The sequence below is a fragment of the Bacteroidota bacterium genome (assembly GCA_016714535.1).
Taxonomy (GTDB): domain Bacteria; phylum Bacteroidota; class Bacteroidia; order AKYH767-A; family OLB10; genus JADKFV01.
On the sequence record JADKDR010000011.1, the window covers coordinates 25,326 to 46,612 of the forward strand.

16 protein-coding genes and 1 pseudogene are annotated in these 21,287 nt (G+C 38.0%); 7 read left to right on the forward strand and 10 right to left on the reverse strand.

Features of this window, described 5'->3' with window-relative positions:
* Window positions 1-40: 40 nt before the first annotated feature.
* Genes IPO27_14085 through IPO27_14095 form a run of 3 tightly spaced genes read right to left on the reverse strand, consistent with a single transcriptional unit; the run spans window position 41 to window position 2,456 of the window.
* Window positions 41-880 carry an FKBP-type peptidyl-prolyl cis-trans isomerase gene (locus IPO27_14085; GenBank protein MBK8847601.1) on the reverse strand — a complete coding sequence of 280 codons (840 nt, stop codon included), beginning with the start codon at window positions 878-880 and terminating at the stop codon, window positions 41-43.
* Window positions 881-892: 12 nt separating this feature from the next.
* Window positions 893-1,432 (reverse strand): FKBP-type peptidyl-prolyl cis-trans isomerase, encoded by a 540-nt coding sequence (locus tag IPO27_14090; protein MBK8847602.1) that lies wholly within the window; start codon window positions 1,430-1,432, stop codon window positions 893-895.
* Window positions 1,425-2,456, reverse strand: a complete 1,032-nt coding sequence (locus IPO27_14095; GenBank protein MBK8847603.1) for a DHH family phosphoesterase — start codon at window positions 2,454-2,456, stop codon at window positions 1,425-1,427. The genes IPO27_14090 and IPO27_14095 overlap by 8 nt, the downstream gene beginning before the upstream one ends.
* Window positions 2,457-2,607: 151 nt before the next feature.
* Here IPO27_14095 and IPO27_14100 point away from each other — a divergent pair, with 151 nt between their 5' ends.
* Together IPO27_14100 and IPO27_14105 are read left to right on the forward strand one after the other, a co-directional pair.
* Window positions 2,608-3,558, forward strand: coding sequence for a hypothetical protein (locus IPO27_14100; GenBank protein MBK8847604.1), 951 nt, complete (start codon window positions 2,608-2,610; stop codon window positions 3,556-3,558).
* Window positions 3,545-4,237, forward strand: a complete 693-nt coding sequence (locus IPO27_14105; GenBank protein ID MBK8847605.1) for an ATP-binding cassette domain-containing protein — start codon at window positions 3,545-3,547, stop codon at window positions 4,235-4,237. Before IPO27_14100 ends, IPO27_14105 begins: the two co-directional genes overlap by 14 nt.
* A 26-nt stretch (window positions 4,238-4,263) precedes the next feature.
* Here IPO27_14105 and recF read toward each other — a convergent pair whose 3' ends face one another.
* From recF to lepB, 6 genes are all read right to left on the reverse strand, one after another.
* On the reverse strand, window positions 4,264-5,379 hold the full coding sequence (gene recF / locus IPO27_14110) for a DNA replication and repair protein RecF (protein MBK8847606.1): 1,116 nt from the start codon (window positions 5,377-5,379) through the stop codon (window positions 4,264-4,266).
* 12 nt (window positions 5,380-5,391) lie between these two features.
* Entirely contained in the window at window positions 5,392-7,410 is a 2,019-nt protein-coding gene (locus IPO27_14115; protein ID MBK8847607.1) for a CotH kinase family protein, read from the reverse strand.
* A gap of 142 nt (window positions 7,411-7,552) precedes the next feature.
* Complete coding sequence (locus tag IPO27_14120; GenBank protein MBK8847608.1) at window positions 7,553-9,721, reverse strand: TonB-dependent receptor; 2,169 nt, start codon at window positions 9,719-9,721, stop codon at window positions 7,553-7,555.
* A 138-nt stretch (window positions 9,722-9,859) separates the two neighbouring features.
* On the reverse strand, window positions 9,860-10,333 hold the full coding sequence (locus tag IPO27_14125; protein MBK8847609.1) for a hypothetical protein: 474 nt from the start codon (window positions 10,331-10,333) through the stop codon (window positions 9,860-9,862).
* 62 nt (window positions 10,334-10,395) lie between these two features.
* Complete coding sequence (locus IPO27_14130) at window positions 10,396-14,850, reverse strand: T9SS type A sorting domain-containing protein (GenBank protein MBK8847610.1); 4,455 nt, start codon at window positions 14,848-14,850, stop codon at window positions 10,396-10,398.
* Between the two features lie 103 nt (window positions 14,851-14,953).
* Window positions 14,954-16,075, reverse strand: a complete 1,122-nt coding sequence (lepB, locus tag IPO27_14135; protein MBK8847611.1) for a signal peptidase I — start codon at window positions 16,073-16,075, stop codon at window positions 14,954-14,956.
* Between the two features lie 251 nt (window positions 16,076-16,326).
* Between lepB and IPO27_14140 the strand changes: the two are divergent.
* The 5 genes and pseudogenes from IPO27_14140 (at window position 16,327) to IPO27_14160 (ending at window position 19,755) form a co-directional block, all read left to right on the forward strand.
* A pseudogene (locus IPO27_14140) lies at window positions 16,327-16,994 on the forward strand (DUF4159 domain-containing protein).
* Between the two features lie 78 nt (window positions 16,995-17,072).
* Complete coding sequence (locus IPO27_14145) at window positions 17,073-17,546, forward strand: PASTA domain-containing protein (GenBank protein MBK8847612.1); 474 nt, start codon at window positions 17,073-17,075, stop codon at window positions 17,544-17,546.
* Entirely contained in the window at window positions 17,531-17,872 is a 342-nt protein-coding gene (locus tag IPO27_14150; GenBank protein MBK8847613.1) for a PASTA domain-containing protein, read from the forward strand. Before IPO27_14145 ends, IPO27_14150 begins: the two co-directional genes overlap by 16 nt.
* Before the next feature lie 9 nt (window positions 17,873-17,881).
* Window positions 17,882-18,607, forward strand: coding sequence for a hypothetical protein (locus IPO27_14155; GenBank protein MBK8847614.1), 726 nt, complete (start codon window positions 17,882-17,884; stop codon window positions 18,605-18,607).
* Entirely contained in the window at window positions 18,589-19,755 is a 1,167-nt protein-coding gene (locus IPO27_14160) for a T9SS type A sorting domain-containing protein (protein MBK8847615.1), read from the forward strand. The genes IPO27_14155 and IPO27_14160 overlap by 19 nt, the downstream gene beginning before the upstream one ends.
* A gap of 153 nt (window positions 19,756-19,908) precedes the next feature.
* Here IPO27_14160 and IPO27_14165 read toward each other — a convergent pair whose 3' ends face one another.
* The gene (locus IPO27_14165; GenBank protein ID MBK8847616.1) at window positions 19,909-21,282 is read right to left on the reverse strand and encodes a histidine--tRNA ligase; all 1,374 of its coding nucleotides are present in this window, start codon (window positions 21,280-21,282) and stop codon (window positions 19,909-19,911) included.
* Window positions 21,283-21,287 lie beyond the last annotated feature (5 nt).

The following is a 21,287-nucleotide window of genomic DNA, read 5'->3' on the forward strand; positions in this document are numbered from 1 at the left end:
TATGAACAGCTTTTTTTTATTTTAAAAATGGATTTGTTATTTACTTGGCCTTTACAACTTTTACCAATTCAACATCAAACAACAGCGTGCTATTGGGTGGTATAGGGCCACCACCTTGCGGACCATAAGCTAACGCTGATGGAATAATAAATTTGGCCTTAGTGCCTTCGCTAAGTTGCATTAATCCTTTATCCCAGCCTCTTATAACCATGCCTGTGCCAATAGGGAAACTAATAGGATCTTTTCCTTCTGATGAGTCAAATACTTTTCCATCAAGCAGTTTGCCGGTATAGTTTACGTATACTGTATCACCTTGTGCAGGAGTAATTCCGGTTCCTTCTTTCTCTTTCATAATATAGAGGCCTTCATTGTCAGGCATTGCCGAAATATTGTTTGCTTTTATATAGTCGGCAAGTGCTTTTTTTTCACGCTCCATACCTTTAGCATTATATTCATCTGATGTTTGTACCGAATATATTTTCAGTTTCATTTTCAGTTTATCACCTTTCTTTATAAACTCAGGCATGTCTTTGCCAAGTCGGGTAAAAAATGAATCAGCGCTAGTTATCATAATAGCACTGTCTCCCGCTTTCATTAGTTGCATGCCCTCTTCAAATGCGCCTTTATATGGAGGGGCGGGTAGTTGTATAGGTACAGGAAGATTCTGTTCTTTAAAAGTGCTGTATAGCTCAGAGTCATTCATGGTAGCATAGGCCCATTGAACTTCGAGTAAGTCATTCACCTGTGCTTTGCGTCCTTTTCCACCACCATCAATAATTTTGTATTGCAGTCCGGTTGGTGTAGTCTGAAATTCTGGTTTGTTACATGCTGTGAACATGATACTTGCCACAGCGCTCATCATTACAAGTTTTTTAATCATTAGTAGTTAAAGTTATTTTGATTTATTGATCGTTTCTATATAAACATTTAATGTGCTTGACATCGGTATTTTATTGTTATCGCCAGTAAGCCCATAAGCAAGGTGCGAAGGTATTAATAATTGCCATTTATCTCCCAATTGCATGCTAAGCAAAGCTTGATGCATGCCCGCAGGTATATCAAACTGGCCTACGGTAACAAGTAGAGTTTGGCCGCTATCTGTTTGGTAGCATAAGGTACCATCAAGTAAGTAAACCCTATATGCAATTGTTACCTTGTCTCCCAAATTAATGGAGTCGCCTGTGCCTTGTTGTATGATACGATAACGTAAGCCGCTCGAAGTTGATTCCATCTCAAGTCCATTTCGTTTTATGTATGCCTCAATGGTTAACTGTTCTTCCAGCGTGAGTTCTTTATTGGCTTTTATAAGGTGCTCTTTAATTATGGCTTCAGTTGTGTCTGCAGTCACAATCTTTTGTTCAGACGTATTACATCCGGCAACGTATAGGCATACCGTTAGTATTGATAATGTTGAGGCAGCCGTATTATACATTACTGTTAAGTTGGTGCAAATAGGAGGGGAGTATGGTTAAGAATTTAGAAACCGTATTATCAAGTGTTTCAAATGAACGGCCGCCTGCGGCATTTTGATGCCCGCCTCCGTTAAAGTGAGTTGCAGCAAGTTCTTTAACTGAGAAATGCCCGCGCGAACGAAACGAAATTTTTATTATTCCCTCATGCTCGCAAATAAAAGCGGCCATACGAACGCCTTTTATTGATAAGGCAAAATTTACGATGCCTTCGGTATCACCTGTTTGATGGTCGTATTGTTTTAGTTCACTTTTCGAAATGGCTATGTATGCTGTTTTATACTCCGGTAATACCACCATCTTATCTTTTAAGCAATGGCCCAGAAAATGGGTGCGGTTTTCCGAGAAATTATCGAAAATAGCTTCATGTATTTCGTTTGGTATTACGCCACAATCGAGCAACGAAGCTACTAAACGGTGCGTATCACCAGTTGTGCTGCTAAATCGGAATGAACCCGTATCGGTCATTATGCCTGCATATAATGAAGATGCCGATTTTTTTGAAAATTTGTATGTGGCGTCCAACGCCAAAATAAAATGATAAACCAACTCGGCCGTGCTGCCGGCTTTATAAAATGAAAAGGTATAGTCACAAAAGTCCGTTGGTTCAAGATGATGGTCAATCATAATTTTGGTAGCACCACTCTTTAACAAATGATTTTCTAATCGTTCTACTCGTTTTGCATCATTAAAGTCAAGGCAAAATATAATTGAAGCCTTTGCAAATAGGTTATTTCCCACCTGTGGATTTTCTTCGTAATTAATATAGTTTGTTCCTTCCACCATCCAACTTAAAAAATCAGGAAAGTCGGAAGGCAGTATTATGCAACACTCTTTATTACGATCGCAAAGGTAGTGGTACAAGGCCACGCATGAGCCAATGGCATCACCATCGGGCTTATGATGTGTAGTAATTGCTACAGTGCCTTCTTGTGTAAGCAAAGCATTTACTGCTGTGAGTTCGATGGGGTTATATTCAGGTATCAACCTATTTCAAAATTTTGCGCGAAGTAAATACAATTAGGCGTAATACCCATCACATTTGTTATAACAATATTCAGTTGCCTTTTTTGTTAAAAAAACGAGAATGTAGGCATCTCAGAACTTAAGCATTAAAGTATAATAGTATCATTGCAAGGTGATTAAGGAGCTATTAATTATTAGATGTATTCAGCTGTGGCGCGAGTTTTTGCAACTGAATTATCTTTATCGTTTGCTGGTAATTGTAGTGCCTGTAGTTCTAATTTATTTTATAAGTGGCCGTATGGCGGCCCCTAATCATACTGCTTTAATCGGGTCTGGAGTTTTGTTATTATTGCTGTTATCTATTCATCTTAATCGCAAGGATGCTAAGTTTATTTATTCCATTGTCAATCAGCCTTGGCGTGCTCATTTTGCAGAGTACATTTTGCCACTTTGCCTATTTGTAATCATTCAACTAGCATTGGGCAAATGGATAGCAGCTTTTACCTTGATAGCAGGTGCATTGCTAATAGCATTAATACCTGGGCAAAAGCATATTCATGCCAAAACAAATTTTAAACCTTTTGTACGATTACCCTTAATGTATGAGTGGTGGTTTGGTTTAAGGCAACGCGGTTTGTTATTTTATGTTTTTATTTTCTTGCAAGTATGTTTGTCTTACTTTCCCTATGTATCCCTTGCATTTTCTTTTGTATTGTTTTCAGTTGTGTTTTCTTTTTATTCCAATAACGAACCAGCTTCTTTTATCATAAGTTTTAATCAGAGTTCAATGCGGTTTCTTTCAGGTAAAATTTACAAAGGGTTGCTGTATATGTCACTAACATTGTTGCCGGGGTTGTTGCTTTATACTATTTTTAATTTTAATGATTGGTATATTGTTTTGGCCTTCTATTTTCTCTGTGTTATGGCATTAGCTGCAATTATTACTTTAAAATATGCCAGATATGCACCAAATGAGGATACCGGTTCTTCGTCCATATTGCAAACGCTAATCTTGATGAGTATTGTGATGCCCTGGTTTTTGCCCTTGCCTTTATTTATTTTAGTTTTCTATTTTTCAAAAGCAATAAAAAATTTATCTTATTATCTACATGATTTCAATTAATAACCTTGAGTTTTCATACGGTAACAAAGAAGTATTGAAGGGGGTTTCGATGAGAATCGAAACCGGAAAAGTATATGGTCTGTTGGGATTAAACGGCAGTGGCAAAACCACTTTGTTTAATTGCATTTATGGATGGCTTAAGTTGCAAGCAGGCACGATTGTGTTTGATGGAGGGCATCCTCCAAAAAAAGTAACAGCCTTTGTTGAAAGTGAATTGTTTTTTTATAGTCATATAACCGCCCGCGAGCACTTGTCTTTGTTTAATCACGCTAAGCGTGATATTGATCAGCTTGCCAATTTGTTGCAATTGCCATTAGATAATCTGACAGAAGATTTTTCGCATGGCATGAAAAAGAAGCTTGCATTGTTAAGCGCTTTTGTTTCTGGCAAATTATTTTTTATTCTGGATGAGCCTTTTAATGGGCTTGACCTTGAGTCGATAGAAGTAGTAAAGCAAATTATTGCGAAACTTAATTCGCAAGGTATCACTTTCATTATCTCTTCGCACATGATCGAAACACTCATTACTGGCTGCGATTGTATTTGTTATCTTAATGATGGACGTATTCAGGAATCTTTTGAAAGGGATCAGTTTCATCGTGTTAGGGAGACCATACTTGCCGATATACATGCACTTACCAGTGATAAAATATCGGAAGCCATGAAGCCAAAGGCCTAATAAGCTTGGCGTTATATATTTCTTGCTTAAACTGATTTCGTAACCCTATTCTCTTTTACCAAATGGATGGTGATGGGCTCTTTTATTTTTTCGAAAATATTTTTTATTCTTTCTGCATTCGTATCAGTTATAAGTATTTGCCCAAATTTATGCTCGCTTACCATTTGCATAAGTTTGCTTACGCGTAGTTCATCAAGTTTATCATAGATATCATCAAGCATCAGGATAGGTTTACAATCTTTTTGTAAACTCATGTAATAGTACTGTGCAAGTTTTAATGCCACGGTAAATGATTTTTGTTGACCTTGCGACCCATACTTTTTTACAGGCATATTATTTAAAGTAAAAACAACATCGTCTTTATGAATACCTACAGCCGTATATTGCAAATCAACATCACGTTGCAAGTGGGATTTTAAAAGTACATCAAAGTTTTCTGTATTTAGCTGCGACTCGTAGATAAGATCAGCTTGCTCACTATTGGGAGTTAGTGTTTTATACGTTTCATTAAACAGTAAACTAAATTGCTTAAAGAAAGTAGCCCTTTGCGCATGAATTATATTGCCATGTGCCAGCATCTGCTCGTTGTATACTTCCATGAGCGACTGATCAAGAAAAGCTGTTTTCGACAACTGCTTTAGCAGATTGTTGCGTTGCACCAACGCCCTGTTATATTGTATGAGGTGATGCAAATAGTGTGCATTGCTCTGCGATATGATGCTGTCGATAAATTTTCGTCTGATGTCGCTCCCTTCCGTTATCAGTTCGCTATCTATAGGCGATATCATTACCAGCGGCAAGGTGCCTATATGATCTGCCAAGCGCTCTAGTTCATTGCCGTTATGTTTTATGATTTTTTTTTGGTCCTTACGCAAGGTGCATAAAACCTGATGACTAGTGTCTCCTGAAATAAAATTTCCAAGAATAAAAGCAGCCTGTTCATTAAAACGAATATTTTGTACATCGCCTGCAGTAAAATAACTTTTACATAAGCACAGGTAATGCACTGCATCGAGTATGTTGGTTTTGCCGGCACCATTGTTTCCTGCAAAACAATTTATCTGCTCATCTAAATCAAGATGACAATCTTCGTAATTTTTAAAATTAGATAATTGTAAATTTTTAAGAATAACTTGATGCATAAACGATGTACATTAATTTTTTAGAAACCTGATGGTGTACGGTTTATATTTAGTATTTAGTTTAATTAAGTATGCACCCGGAGTCAAGTGTGCCACTTGTATTTTGATTTGGTCATCAAGCCAGGCCACCGTGGCATTTAATTGTTTGCCGGTACAATCGTATATGGTTACCGAGTAAGTTTGCTCGCGAATAAAGTTATCAATATAAATAACATCGGTAGCCGGATTAGGGTAGGTTGACAATACCGGTAGTGAGAATTCATCCATCCATTGCAAGCTACAAAAGCCATACATATTAGCATCGAGCCAGGTGCCTCGCTCGTCAATCCATTGTTTAAGATGCATTATTTCTTCGGCATATGTCTGTCCTAATGGACTGGGGTTAGGCCAAACATATACACCAAGGATGGGCCATTGATTATAATGCCTGTATTGCGCACTGTCAATGTATGTAACCATACTATCAATAAAATTATAGATGTATGTTTTGCTTAAAACCGTGCTGCGCATATCTTGCCACCTGCAATGGAGGTTGTTACGAAAAAGTGGGTCGGTTATAAGTCTTTTCCACCACATAGGTAGGTCGGCTGCACAATGATCTGTAATGCGATAAGCCCAACCGGTATAGCTTTGTGCGTTGCAATAGTCAGCATTGTGCCAAGCAAGGTTATAGTCAAACAGAGGCCCCATATGTAGTTTGCCGCCTTTGCTAAACTTGTCTTTATAAAAATAGGTTGATAGACGATAGCCATCCACATTTTTGGCAAATTCATTCATTATAAAAAAATCAATGAACGAACGCTCATCGGCAAACTTCCTCCAGCCTGTAACTGTATCAGTATACGATGGCGAAAAAATGACTGTTTCAAAACTATCAATATAAGCTTGAATGTATTGCTGTTGCTTAGGATGAAGGGAGTCAGGTTTAGGATCTACGCACTGAAAATTAATGACATTATTCTGCGGTTGTGTTGGGTCGGGAGGATAATTCGATGGCCATGACGGACCTTTTACCCAATCTATTTTTACAATGTAACCTCCGGTTACCTCATCTCCTATGGTATCGTTAGCTGTAAGTTTAGCAAGTGATACACGATCTTTGCTGCGCTTAATGGTTTCGGTTAATTCATATACTCCTTTGTATTCGCTATTGATAAATACTTCACAAAACTGACCGCGTAGATTATACATTCCTAAGTCCATTCCTAACTTATACGTAAGTCGATTTCGAAGAAAACTTTTATCTGTATAGGGAGCATATAGTATCCAGTCATTTTCCGCTGGCATTCCTAATAGGGTGGTGTCAAGATTGTTGCCAAGACTGTCGCGTGTTTCGAGCCGGTATTGTTTTTGGGGAAACATTTGAGAGCTTGAGCCGCGTACCTCAATTCCAATTTTTCCATCGTATACATACACCGTATCATCTACCGAATTTTGAACTCCCCAGCCATTAAAAATTATTTTCATATGTGCAGCTGTTTTTGGGTCATTTAATATGGGCAGGCCATTGGTAGTAATCAATACTATTGGAAGATTACATATCTTAATAATGGGGTCGCTGGCAGGCGAATTACTAAAGGTGATATTCCATCCTAGCAAAATGCCGAAGTCAGCAAAGGGGTAAGTGTCAACTATTCGAAGTTTCCAAATTCCATTAGGGTCTTGCAGATTATTTACAACTCCAAGTTTCCCATTGGGGAGAAAGTTTCCGGTAAAAGGGGCCGAACCCTGACTGATAGATTGAGTTGCCTGATTAGTAAAGCAGGTAGCGATAAAATTATCGCCATCGCCTCCATTGCCACTTGTAAGCAAAACTGTGGTGCCATCGGGTGCCACCAATGTCACATCCAAATCGCTATCCCAAGTATGCAAAATATTAAAGCATACTTTTTCTAGTCCAAAATTAGTTGTGTCAATAGTTGTTGGTAGTCCACTTACGGTAATTTCAAATTCAATCAATGTTCCATCATCCGGAATGGTATCTCCCGAACCACTAAAAGTTTGAGCGTGACAAAAATTTGTCAGAAACATCAAAAATAAAGAATAATAGATTTGTTTCACACTGTTTAATATTTCGCGAATATAACAATGCATTAGGGAGAAACAATTTGATAGAAATAAAAAAAGCGCTTGATAAAGCATGCGCCTTTTATTTGTTTAACGTTGATGTTTTTTACATGTTAAATGACAGAGCAAATACAAAATTGCGACCCGCAGCGCTTATACCCGATGCAAAATAACGATGATGTATGTCCATGATGTTTTCTACTCCCGCTTGGAGCTGCATTAAACTTGTAAGTTGATAACTTGCTTTCAGGTTTACGGTGAACCAGGCAGGCATTCCTTTGGGCGTTGCATAGAGTTCGTTATCTTCTGCATTAAGCCTGTAGTTGCGTAATTTCTTTTCACCATTGTAAAGAACATATAACTCACTACGCAATTTATTGCGTTCATAATTTATTCCGGCACGTGCTACAAAAGGAGGTATATGGTCAAGTGGAGTATTAGTAGTGTCCTTATTAATAATACGACCATAGGTATAGTTGCCTTTAAAATTGAAGGATAGGGAATGAGAAAAGTGTATGGTTACATTGCCCGCTATGCCATTGATGTAAGCATTGTCTTTATTAGTAGTGGTACGCACTACACTTTGACTTCCATCATAATTAACTGAGTCCTTACCGTTTAATGTACTGTTTTCGAGTGCAAATATGTTTCTCACATCCATATAGAATCCGGTGGCTTCCAAATGGCATATATTTCCAATGAAGTGTGAAATGGTAGCCTCATAGTTTAAGTTATACTCAGGCTGAAGTTTCGGATTCGGTATAATTAGTACACCACCTATACTTTCAAAAACTTTGGTCATATCATCAAGATTTGCAGTTCGGTACCCATTGCTGAACATCAATGTGAAACGAGTGGATTTCATGTCAAAGTAGTTTAGCGATAGGGAAGTGGTTACTGCATTATTATTTTGCTCAATAGTTGAAAATGGAAATGGGAAAAAAGTAGTATCAGTAAATTGTGCTTTAAGAGTATTGGAGGCAAAGCGTGCACCACCTCTTACATCAAGCTTCTTATTAATGCTATATTCTAAGGTGGTATAGGCAGATGCATTTAGTTGCGAATTATCGCCCCCGGGATAACGGGAATCTGCCGGCCTAACACTGCCATTGCTCAGTTTGGTAAAGGTAGCAGTTGATAGGCAGGTGCCGTGTATCAACTCAGCTCCATATTGCCAGTCGTAGCGATTTATTCTTTTCATAAAGTCGATATTTACAGTTAGCATATCAACCTTTTCTTTTTGACTTTTAAGTTCTGTTCCTTTAAAGCTACGCGTATTTCGACTTTCAGCAAATTGTTGAAAGCCCAAAGTAAAATACATGGAGCTGTATAGTTTTCGCTCTTTTGTATCGGTAAGCCTATACGATGCACTAAGCCAGGTTTCGGGCCCATAGTACCATTCGCTGTTTCGTGGCTTGTCATTGCGCCATTCACTTAACCTATCGAAACGGTTAATATCACTGGTAGCAGTATAATGAAGTGAAACCGTGTGTAAAAAACTGGCATGCCTATATTGAAGTTTCTGAAAAATATTGTATTGCGTGTATCCACTAAATTTTTGAATTTCGGGATTATCATTTTTCACAATGCTGTCTACAGCATTGAAACTTTCAACATATATAGTATCTTTCCAGTATAGGCCAAAATCACCCGCCAAGGGATTTTTTGTTTTACCTTGTTTCATATCACCAAAAAGCGAATAAGAGATACTGGTATAGGAGGCAAATTTTTTACCTGCTATTGAAAAATCAACATGACCCATGCTTTCGGCAACAGCTGATTGATAGCGTAATTTTGCATTTACCTTTAGTAGCACTTTGTCGTTAGTTGAAAACGAAGGTGACTGGGTATTAAAATTTATTACTCCTCCCATTGCATCACTACCGTAAATAAGCGAGCCCGGTCCTTGTATAACCTCCGTGCTTGCAAGTATGTTGTTATCTAATCGAAGTATATTTTGCAAGTGCCCACCTCTGAATATCAGGTTGTTCATACGCACGCCATCTACGGTAAGTAAAATACGGTTCGATTCAAATCCTCTTATTGTTGGACTTCCGCCACCACCCTGGCTTTTTTGAACAAACAATCCTCCCGAATTTATCATCAGGTCAGCAGCGTTTGCCGCATTTTGAAAGTTGATTTCGGTTTTACTAATAACAGTTACTTGTTGTGGTGTACGCATTTTAATGGTTGAAAATTTTTCAGCACCTACTACTACTTCATTTAATTTATAAGTTTTTGTTGAGTCGTTTGATTGTGCATTTATGCTTTCCATAAACGCGATGGAAATTAATATATATATACAATTTATTTTCATTTGATTTATTCAATTAATTATTGAGAAATAAAAAATACACAACATGTATGAGTGTATATGTCGGTTTTAAATACTAAGAAAACAGTTAGATTTTAACTATGCCCAGGGCGGCATATACAAGGGCTCGAGATTGGGTGATGTATAGTTGAATGAAATGAAGTGATAGGTAATAGCTAAGCTCGAAAGTATGAATTTAATTGAATCAGGCTCTTCTGCAAAAAGTAAGAGCATCAGGTTAGTGGCATGCCTTTGACTTCCTTTTTCTTTTTGACTATTATAATGATTGTATTCTGCCTGTTCTTCTTTATCATCAAATAACATCAATACGGTTTGGTCATTTTTTTGCGATATGGAAATTATATCATAAATCTTTTCATTTAAAATTACTTCATGATTGTTTAGGTAATTCTCAGTTCCATCAGCAACATACAAGAATGTCTTGCTGCTTATATACTCAGTATGCCACTGGTAGTGGTCGAAAAAAGTAGTCTTTAAAAAAAATGAAATAGGATGTATTATCGCTTGTATTGCAAAAGCAAGTAGCAGAATAAAAGTTAAAAAGCGATACATGGTGCAAAAATAAAAAAGCCTGTGGATAACCACAGGCTTTTAATTTTAATTCAGAATATTAATTACTGAACAATCATTTTACGTATTAATTTGTAATCTTTAAAGTTCATTTCGATAAAGTAAATGCCAGGTTCAATTTTACTAAAGTCAAAATTGATAGCATTTAATCCTTGATCGAATACCTTATCAGCAATTGTGGTTACATGTTGACCTACCACATTTTTCAATTGAAGACTTACATTTTCAGTTGTTGGAATGGTAAACTTAATTGTGGTATTGCCTGTAGTTGGATTTGGCTCATTTTGGAAAAGGAAGATATCCTGATAAATTTCGTCCTGAACCGCAGTTACACACGGATTGCCCGGAACCTCTTCAAAGCAGAATTGATCTATTGCCCAACCCTCTGAGTTATTAGACACATCACTTCCAAAACGGAAACGAATCATCATAGAGCCATTTTGGTACGATTGAATTTCGTGCTCGGCATGTATCCAGCCATTGCTTGTGCCTGTCCATCCTGGTACAGGTGGAGGCCCGTTAAATGCGGCTACATAAAAACTAGTCATCCATTGCGCATTTCCAGGTAAACCTATTGGACTCCATATTTGTCCACCATCTGTTGAGAATTCAACCGTACCACCATCCTGAAATAATTCAGTAAAGTAGTTGTGTTCAAAACTAACACGGTAGCATTTACCAGCCTGCACATTAAATACCGGAGTAAATAATGATGACGAATCGTTACTTGGATAATTTTGAGTTAAGTTGGTTACCCATGCTTTAACACCATTAAATGTTCCTGACACATTTTGTTTTAAAGGAAGACCTAATTGCCATGAAGTTGGAGCGATGTAGGTATAAGAGTTTAATGACACCCATTGAGGTCCACTTTCGAAGTCTTCGCAGTAAGGATAAACTGAAGTTGAGTCGAACACGCAATATTGCGCACAGGTGGTATCATCGCTATTATCAAGATCGCTTTGTTGATTTGGATAGCTGGTATAAATACAGAAATCATGACAACCCGGAGTGGCTATATATGGTTGCGAAAACACATGCCAATAGCTACTACCTAAAGGAAGAGCGCTACCGGTAAGGGCAACCAAATCAAGGGTATCGGTTACAATAACATTATTTAATCCATCTACTGTTAAGGTTACAGCTACTTTGCTAAGTGCAGTAGTCCCTTTATTGGTTATTTTTCCTTTGATAGGTTGTGGACCAGGAATTAAAATATTATTGTTCGGTTTTACATCTTCGCTGGCCGCTGTAATGGTAATTGGAATGTATAATTTGAAATCATCAATTGATATGCCATCAGTTGGAGCCGAACTGAAGGCATCCGAATAAAATACAAATCGGAATTGCACAGCAGGTTGATTTGATAAAAATGTCAGGTTCTTGTATTCGGCAAATTTCCAACCAGGAGATATGCCAGACCAAACTGCCTCATTATTAAGAAATATATTGCTATTGTACCAGTTGGTTGAGTTTGGTGAATTTACATTTCCAACACGTGTCCAGGTAGCTCCATTAGTTGTGTACTCAAGGTTGCATCCCGCATCTTGCGCAAAGGTGCTATGATTAATATAAAAAGAAATTTCGGGGTTTACGCTATTGGTGCAATTAAAGAATGGAGTGTACAAGTAGCACAAAGCGTTATTACCAAAAGCAGAGTTTAGGTTTATATCCCAACATTGAGGTGGACTATAGGGCGAATTGGTATTTCCAAAATTAGGTGTACCCAATTCCCATTTGGTGTTTTGCGTATTGGTAGTTGCATACCAACCTGCGTTTGCCTGATCAAAATTATCGAAATAACCTGGTATAATGGTAGGAATACCAATATAATTGCCGCAAATGGTATCGTTAAATCCTTCGCAGTCGTTGGTAACATTTGACCAAATGCAAATAGTATAACTTCCCGTAGGAACAACAAATGCGGGCTGACAAGTTATTTGCAACGAACCATTAGGAAGTACTGTGCTAACAACTGTAGTTGTTAGCGCTGCTCCGCCATTAATGCTGTAAGAAACATTGATTGTATCGATGTTAAGGCTGCCATAATTTTTTATGGTTACAACTACATTGGTAGAGTTGCCTGCGGCAAACCCTGGTCCGGGAGCATCTATTGATTCACTTCCTATGTCATAAGCACATGGCTTAATTATACAAAAATCATCTAAAGAAAAACCATCTCTTTCAATAACACCATCAGCATTAAATGCTGCTCTAAATTGCACCAGACCGGCATTATTAAGTAAAGATAAATTATACTGCGCCTTAAGCCATCCATTACTATTGTCTTGCCAACAAGGCAAATTCCCACTACCTATGCAGTCACAGTCATTGTACCAGTTAATTCCATTAGGATCATTACAGGTACCCAATACTTGCCATGGGCCACCATTAATAGAATAATCTATTCGACCTCCATCCCAATTTGCTTCGGTATTGTAATTTATCCATAGCTGCATTCTGCCATTGGTAACATTTTGAAAATCGTAAAATGGAGTGTAGAGATATCCCGTATCTGACCCAACATAAACCGAATTCAGATTAATATCCCAGGCGTTTACACCAGAATGAGTACCAGTAGTTACTCCAAAATTAGGTATACCCAATTGCCATTGATTTCCTCCGACCGATACATTGTATAGGTCATTACCATTTGTTTCGAGGTCATTGCAATAGGTAATAGGAAAGGTTTGCACTCCGTTTGATTGGGTGCATGTAGTGTCGTTGGTAGCATCGCCATCACCCGAAACCGATGTCCATGCACAAATGGTGTAGTTACCTGCAGGAACTGTCATATTTGCACAAATAATATTTGCTGTGGCATTACTAGCTATAGCAGGACCAGAGTAATTGGTTGGCCCAACAGGTGCACCACCATTTACGCTATAGTAAACATCAAAGTTGGTTTGTGCATTGAAACTTTCGTTGCGAACAATAACTTCAACAGGTATTGAACTTCCTGCAGGGCTTGATGCTCCTGGACTTACAAAAGATTCGGCTGCCATATCAGTTGCTTGCAATAATTTTACACAAAAGTCATCTACGCTAAAACCATCGGCATTTGTAAAACCATCGCTATCAAAAGCAAAACGGAATCGCATTGGGTTGGTAGTTTGATTAAAATCTGCTTCAACCAATTTGCGCTTTGCTGTATGCCATCCTTGCGAATTTTGAGCCCAACCGGGCAGGTTACTTGAGAATAAGGAGGGTGAAGTATACCATCTTACACCATTTGGATCGTTGGCAGCCCCTACTACTTGCCAGGTTACCCCCGTATCAAGCGAATATTCTAAGCGAGCTCCATCACCGTCATTAGTTCCGGTATTGTAATTTAGTTTCATTTCTACTTTGCAATTTATGCATTGCGTAAAGTCAAATACCGGGGAGGTAAGATATGCTTCGGTATTATCTAAATAACCGGAGTTCAAATCTATGTCCCATGAGTTAGGTTGCGACCATGACGAATTAGTTGTACCAAATGCAGGGGTGCCTAATTGCCATTGTGATCCTCCAACTGAGCTAGGCGTCCATTCTCCATTGACGTCAAAATTATTACAGTAGGTAAGTGAAACTCCGGTGGTAGTGGTAAAGCAAATTGGATTTTGTGATAAATCTGGAAAGGTGATACTGTTTTGACATGGTGATGAATCAACTGCGGTTATGCGATAACAAACAATGTCACCAACATTAACCGAAGGTATTTGAGCTTGCCAGGCTGTACCACCTTGATACACCATTGAAACAGGAGCCTGCGCAACGCTATTTACTGTATAATCAATAGTAACAGTTGCTACTCCACTGGCATCGGTGGCATCAACATTTACAGTGAAAGGACCGGTATTGTAAATTAAACCTTGATTAAAAGGAGGTAAAATAGTTAAAACAGGTGGAAATAATTCGCAAGGTGCAGTCTCTACACAAATATCATCAACTAACCAGCCATAACGTCCTTGCATACCATTGTTATTTAAATCGGCAACTATAAAACGTACCATTGCAGTAGGTGTATTGGCAAGGAATGCCGAACAGTCAAATTCTTCGAATTTCCACCAGGTTTGGTCAGGGGGAGTTTGCTGTCCCGGTTGCCAGTCAACATAAGAAACTTCGGTGAATTTATTGCCGGGCATGGAGCCTGTGCCCAGGTATTGAGCAGTAGTCAATTGATTCCATGTTACACCTCCATCATTTGATACTTGAATAATTCCTCCATCAAAAAATTCTACTTTACAAATTTGCCAGAATTTTAATTTGACAAAAGTGTTTCCTGCAGTGCTAAACACATTAGAAGTCATAATAGCGGAATCGCCCGTGGCGTATTGGCCTACAGTGCATTGAAAGCCCGATACCCAAAAGAAATTTTCGGGCAACCAGCCTATAGCGCCTGTTGATGTTACGCTGTCAATAAATTCAAAGTCCTCTGTGAAAGAACACGTTTGGCTGTTGCCTCGTTGAGCGGCAATGCAGATAATCAATAAAATAACCAGGTAAAATTTTTTCATATTGATGTTTTAGTTAATTGTTTTTAGAAATTTGTTTTCGATGTCCGATATTTAATTGCTGACGAATTTAATCATGTTTAGTTGCATTCTTTTTGAATTTAATTTAGTCGTGAATTAATCTAAACATTCTGTTCCAACGAACCTTTTTATACCATTTACCGCCATAATCCAGCGACAACCAAACAAATACAGCTTTGCCCACCACATGATTTTCTGGTACAAAACCCCAATTACGGCCATCCCAACTATTTGGGCGGTTATCGCCCATCATCATATAATAGCTTTGCTTAAACTTATAGTGGCTACTTTCTTTGCCATTTATAAAGATTTTGTCGCCCTTTACTTCAAGCGAATTGCCTTCATCAAAGGTGATGACCTTTTCGTATACCTTTATGTTTAAAACAGAGATTTCTATTTCGACATCTTTCTTTGGTATCCAAATGGGACCAAAATTAAAACGGTTATATTGATGATATTGATCAAAACAAAAAATGCCATTGTCGGGGTTGGTATCCGCGTATAAATCAACACCGGTAACCCCGTTTATTCCCTGTAACTTTTGCTTCGACTCTTGGGTTAGCATTAGTTTTCCAAATTGGGCATAATTCATATCATCAGGAGTTACCCCCCAGTCTTGCAAAGTTTCCGGGTTTACTTCGGTACCCGGTTGAGCATTAATCTGATAAAGTTCCTGACCACGCTCGAAAGTAGGCGACTTGGTACCATTTATATATAAGTTGGCATTTACAAGCTGTAACGAATCGCCCGGCATTGCTACACAACGCTTTATGTAGTGCACACGCTTATCAATCGGGAAGTCATTGCCACTGCCATCAACATCGGCACGTCCGGGAAAATTAAATACCACAATATCATTTCGCTCAACATCTTCAAAACCAGGCAAACGATGATATCCCCATTTTACTGCTTCGGTATAACATTTGATTTTTGTAAAAGGAAAATACTGATGTATAAAAGGCACAGCTAAAGGCGTCATTGGTGTGCGCGGTCCATAGTTTACTTTACTAACAAACAAAAAATCGCCTACCATAAGCGTTTCCTCCATAGATGGAGTAGGTATAGTAAATGCTTCTATTAAAAAAGTACGTATTATGGTTGCAGCTACAACAGCAAAAACGATTGCATCTATCCACTCGCGCGTTTTACTTTTTTTCTTTTTGGGCGCTTGAGCATTTTCTGCCTTGCGCCAAAACTTCCAATTCATTAAAATATTTAACTTATTTTTCCGGTAAAAATGAAGTTGCAATAGTAATTAAATTACCCTCAGTAAAAAAATTATGATGCAATTTTGGGTTTAATTAACTCATAGAAACTTGCTTTTTTTATAGAAGCATTTCTACATTTGTTGCCGCTTAAATCTGCTAATTTGTTTCATTATAGGTTTTAGGATAGTTAAGCTGATTAATATTGTATATAAAATAGCCGAATCAATGAGCTATAATAAATTGAATGATGATGAATAGTAGTTTAAAGATTTGCTTATGTTTTATTGTTTTTATGGTAAGTGCAGCCTTCGTACCCAGTGAACCCTCGTACAAAATAGCACTTATGAAATATAATGGCGGAGGCGATTGGTATGCAAACCTCGAAACTTCTCTTCCTAACCTGATTAGGTTTTGCAACGAGCAGTTAATGATGAATATTCAGCCTGAGCAAGGAATTGTTGAAGCAGGTAGCCCCGAAATTTTTAATTATCCTTTTGTTCATCTTACCGGGCATGGCAACGTGATTTTTAATGCCAGCGAAACTCAGAACATACGTAATTACCTGGCAGCAGGTGGGTTTTACATATAAGCGATAATTTTGGTTTGGATGAATATATCAGGCGCGAAATGAAAAAAGTTTTTCCGGAGATAAATTTTGTAGAGATACCTTTTAATCATCCTATCTATCATCAACACTACGATTTTAATAATGGGTTACCTAAGGTACATGAGCATGAGGGCAAAGCCCCACAGGGCTTTGGCTTGTTCTGGCAGGGACGAATGGTTTGTTTTTACGATTACGAATGTGATCTTGGTGATGGTTGGGAATCGCTCGAAGTACATAAAGATAGCCCCGAGCGCCATCAGAAGGCATTACAGATGGGAGCCAATTTACTTAGCTATGTTTTTAGCAATTAATTGTTGCTAAGGCACTCAAGGTATCAGCTATTCGCTTGAAAATTATAATTTTGCGCCTCTTTTAAAAATAAAAGTGTCTTGGGTTCGCTGCTTGCATATTTACGTTCCAGATTTTTTTGGCTTAATGTAATTGCTGCCATTATCATGGTTATGTTGCTATTAGGTCTTACGTATCACTGGTTAAATAAATATACACACCATGGCGAAACCATTACGGTTCCTGAGCTGCGCAAGAAAAACATCAGCGAGCTTGGCACTTTCTTAAAGTATAAGCAGTTAAATTTTAGTGTAAGCGATTCAAGCATTTATGATATTAAGCTTAGTCCGGGCACTATAATAGAGCAAGATCCAAAGCCTAACGAAAAAGTAAAAGAGGGACGCACCATCTATGTAACCATCACACGTTTTAATGCTCCGGAAATACTAATGCCTGATTTGATAGATGGATCGTACCGGCAAGCAGAAAAAATTTTACAGTCGCTCGGTATTAAGATTGGCGAAACCATTTACAAGCCTGACCTTGCAAAAATGCGGTATTGGCTATTCAGGTAAATGGCTTTACCATAAAACCCGGAGAATTTATAGCCAAAGGAACCACCGTTGATTTAGTACTTGGGGATGGATTGGGAAATCGTTCAGTCGAAATCCCTGAGTTATACAATCTTACATTAAGCGAAGCGTTATTCATATTAAAAGGCTCGGCTTTGCTGGCCGGAAAAATTGTGTATGATGGAACAGTAATTGATACCGCTGAGGCAAAAATTTACAAGCAAGAGCCGGAGCCAACTTCAGGGCAACCCGTTAATCAGGGCGATGTAATTGATTTGTTTTTTACTCAGTCTCAAAGTGTATTGAACCAGCATCTACAAAAAAAATAAATTTAAAACATGATTTCTCATTCTGCTAAAACACTCCTATCTTTCACCATATATGTGTTGCTCTCCGGCTACCAATTAATTGCACAGGTTAGGCTGGTACCTGTAAAGGGCAATGCAACTTTGCAACAATATTGGAAGACCACTTCAACACAATTCGCATTTAAGGTGAATGCAAGTGCAGATACATTGAATTTGCCATTTATTGATGATTTTTCATACGATAGTATTTTCCCTGCATCATCACGGTGGATAGATAGCACCGCTTATGTGAATACCGATTTTCCAAAAAATCCTCCAAGTATCGGGGTGGCTACCCTTGATGGCCTTAATCAATTTGGAAACGCTTACGATACTTTAAGCGGAAATACGGCAGGATGGTGTGATCAATTGACATCTCGTTTTATCAATTTGCAAAAAGATGCGCAAGGCAATAATTATGATAGCGTTCAAATGTTGTTTTATGTGGAGCGCAGAGGGTATGGCAACACCGTGGAACCTAAGGATTCTTTAAACCTTGATTTTTGGGACGTTTCAACATCAAACTGGGTGCGTATGTGGGGCATGAAAGGCAGTTTTGTGGATGATACCGTTTTTACACAGTATGAGATAAAAATTAATACAGGTCAATTTCTAACAAACGGGTTCCGCTTTCGATTTAGAAATTACGGCAGCAAAAAAGTGGTAATCAGGATCATTGGCATATTGATTATGTGCTTTTGCGAAAAATTATTTTAAACTCAAGTAAAAATATAGATGATGTGGCATGGGTTTACAAAGGGCAATCGTTGTTAAAAGATTATAGTAGTATACCATGGAGGCATTACAAAAATTTTGGCAACAAAGCTGTATTAATGAAATCGAATTTAGAATTAACTATTCACAACATCAACATTGATGCAAACAACATTCGAAATGTAACCGTTAAGGATAGCGTATTTGATGAGAATTTTAACTACTTGTTTAGCTCAAGTATTGGTGGAGCAAATAATTATAATCCTGATACCTACACGCCTTATGCCTATCCGCTTAATGGATTTACTTATCCAACTTCGGTACAGATAAATGACGAGGGAACCAACTTTTATTCTTTAGCTAAACTTACAACAAATCCCGATTTAAATTCTGAAAATAATACAGTAGTCTATAAACAACGTTTGTATAATTATTATGCATTTGATGATGGCACAGCCGAAGCAGGCTTATCCATGCTATCGCCTTTCAGCAGTTGTGCGGTAAGATTTAATTTTCTCGAAGGGGATACTTTACGAGGCATACGTGTGTTTTGGGCACAGATGGGCGACTATGTTGGCAACAACAATCTTCAGTTAGTCGTATGGCAAAATATTTTTATTGATTCTATCTTGTACGAGCAAGTTGGTCTCACGCCTGATTATGTTGATTCAATAAATGGCTTTGCCATTTATCATGCTACCAACCCGGTATATATTCCGGCAGGAATATGTTACGTTGGCTGCATTTTTACATCGGCCAATTATTATAACCTAGGTGTTGATCGTAATACGAATAATAGCAATAACAACTACTATAATTTTGCAGGGCAGTGGATACAAGACCCGGAGCCTGTGGCATTAATGATTCGTCCTGTGGTTGGCGATTCGGTCATCTACGCATCAACTGCCGAATCAATGGAGGCTTCTTTAACTGTTTTTCCAAATCCTGCCAGTGATTTCATTAGTATAGCGTCACCGTTACAAAACATTGCTTCGGTTGAAATATATAATTCACAAGGAAATGTGGTGTTTAATCAGGCGGGTAATAGCACTACCATCATGTTGCCTTCTATTGCAAATGGATTGTATATAGTTCGGGTTACTACCCAGCAAGGGCTTTTAATTCACAAAAGGATTATTATTGAGAAATAGTGAATAGCTTGAATTTTTATCTCCTTAGCTGAGTTGCTTTCAAGAATTTTTTACCGCTGCTAATTATGTTTCCTTTTCTTCGAGAAATAGTTAGAATGTTTCTTAGTTCAAGTAAGTTATCATAATTTATAACCCGAAAGTTGAAAATAAAACTTACTCGACCATAGCAAAAAAATCTGTAAGACTTATTTTTTGCTGCTCACCTGAAATCATATTTTTAAGCGTAATCGAGTTGCTTTCTATTTCTTCACTACCAGCTACAATTACATACTTGAAATTATAACTATTGGCATAACTCATTTGCTTTTTTATCTTATCCGCATCGGGATACAATATGGATGATTTTCCGGCAGCACGCAATTTATCAACGATGGCTGCCGCATAAGGTGCTTCGGTATTACCAAAGTTAACGCACATATAACTTTCATCTTGCACCCCAAAGTCAGGAAACAAATTACATTCAAGCAATACATCATAGATCCTATCGGCACCAAAAGAAATTCCTACGCCTGATACTCCCGGCATTCCAAATATTCCGGTTAAGTCATCGTACCGTCCGCCACCGCAAATGCTTGATGTAAATGCACTGCGCGAGTCATTTACCGTTACTTCTATAATGGCTCCGGTATAATAATTTAAACCTCGGGCAAGGGTTAAGTCAATTTCGATTTTTGTTTTTACCGTTTTAACCTGCTCCAAAACATATTGTAACTCGTCCAGGCCAGCTACTCCCAATTCATAGTTTGCAAGAGTAACTTTTAATGTGTTTATTTTTTCTTCGTTGCTGCCAGTCAGGTTTAATATTGGAAGCAGTTTTTCGATGGCAGTTGTCGAAAACCCTTTACACTGCAACTCTTCTAGTACTTTATCCATACCAATTTTTTCAAGCTTATCTATAGCTACCGTAAGATCGATTACTTTGTTTTCTGCATCGCACATTAGTGCGAGCGCTGATAGTATTTTGCGATTGTTTAATTTTATACATACGCCAAGGTTGATTTTTGTAAAAATATAATCAATCAACTTAATAAGTTCAATTTCGTTCCAAAGAGATTTGCTTCCAATAACATCAGCATCGCATTGGAAAAATTCACGATAGCGTCCTTTTTGAGGCTTATCAGCGCGCCATACAGGCTGTATCTGACTTCGCTTAAAAGGTAAGGTTATCTCATTACGATGCATTACCACATAACGCGCAAATGGAACAGTTAAGTCATATCGTAAAGCGCGTTCAGTTAGTACGCTACTATTGGTAGAAGCTGCTAAGGAGCGATTAAATTCTGCTTGCAGTTTTTCTTTGTCTTTTGATTCATGTATACGTGAGTTTAATATTTTGTACAACAATTGATCGCCCTCATCGCCATACTTTCCGGTTAGCGTAATAAGATTTTCCATGGCCGGTGTTTCTATGGGCGAGTAACCAAACCTGACAAATGCTTGCTTAATTATATCAAAAATATAGTTGCGTCTGCGTAATTCAACAGGCGAAAAATCGCGGGTACCGCTTGGAATAGAAACTGAACTCATAAGTA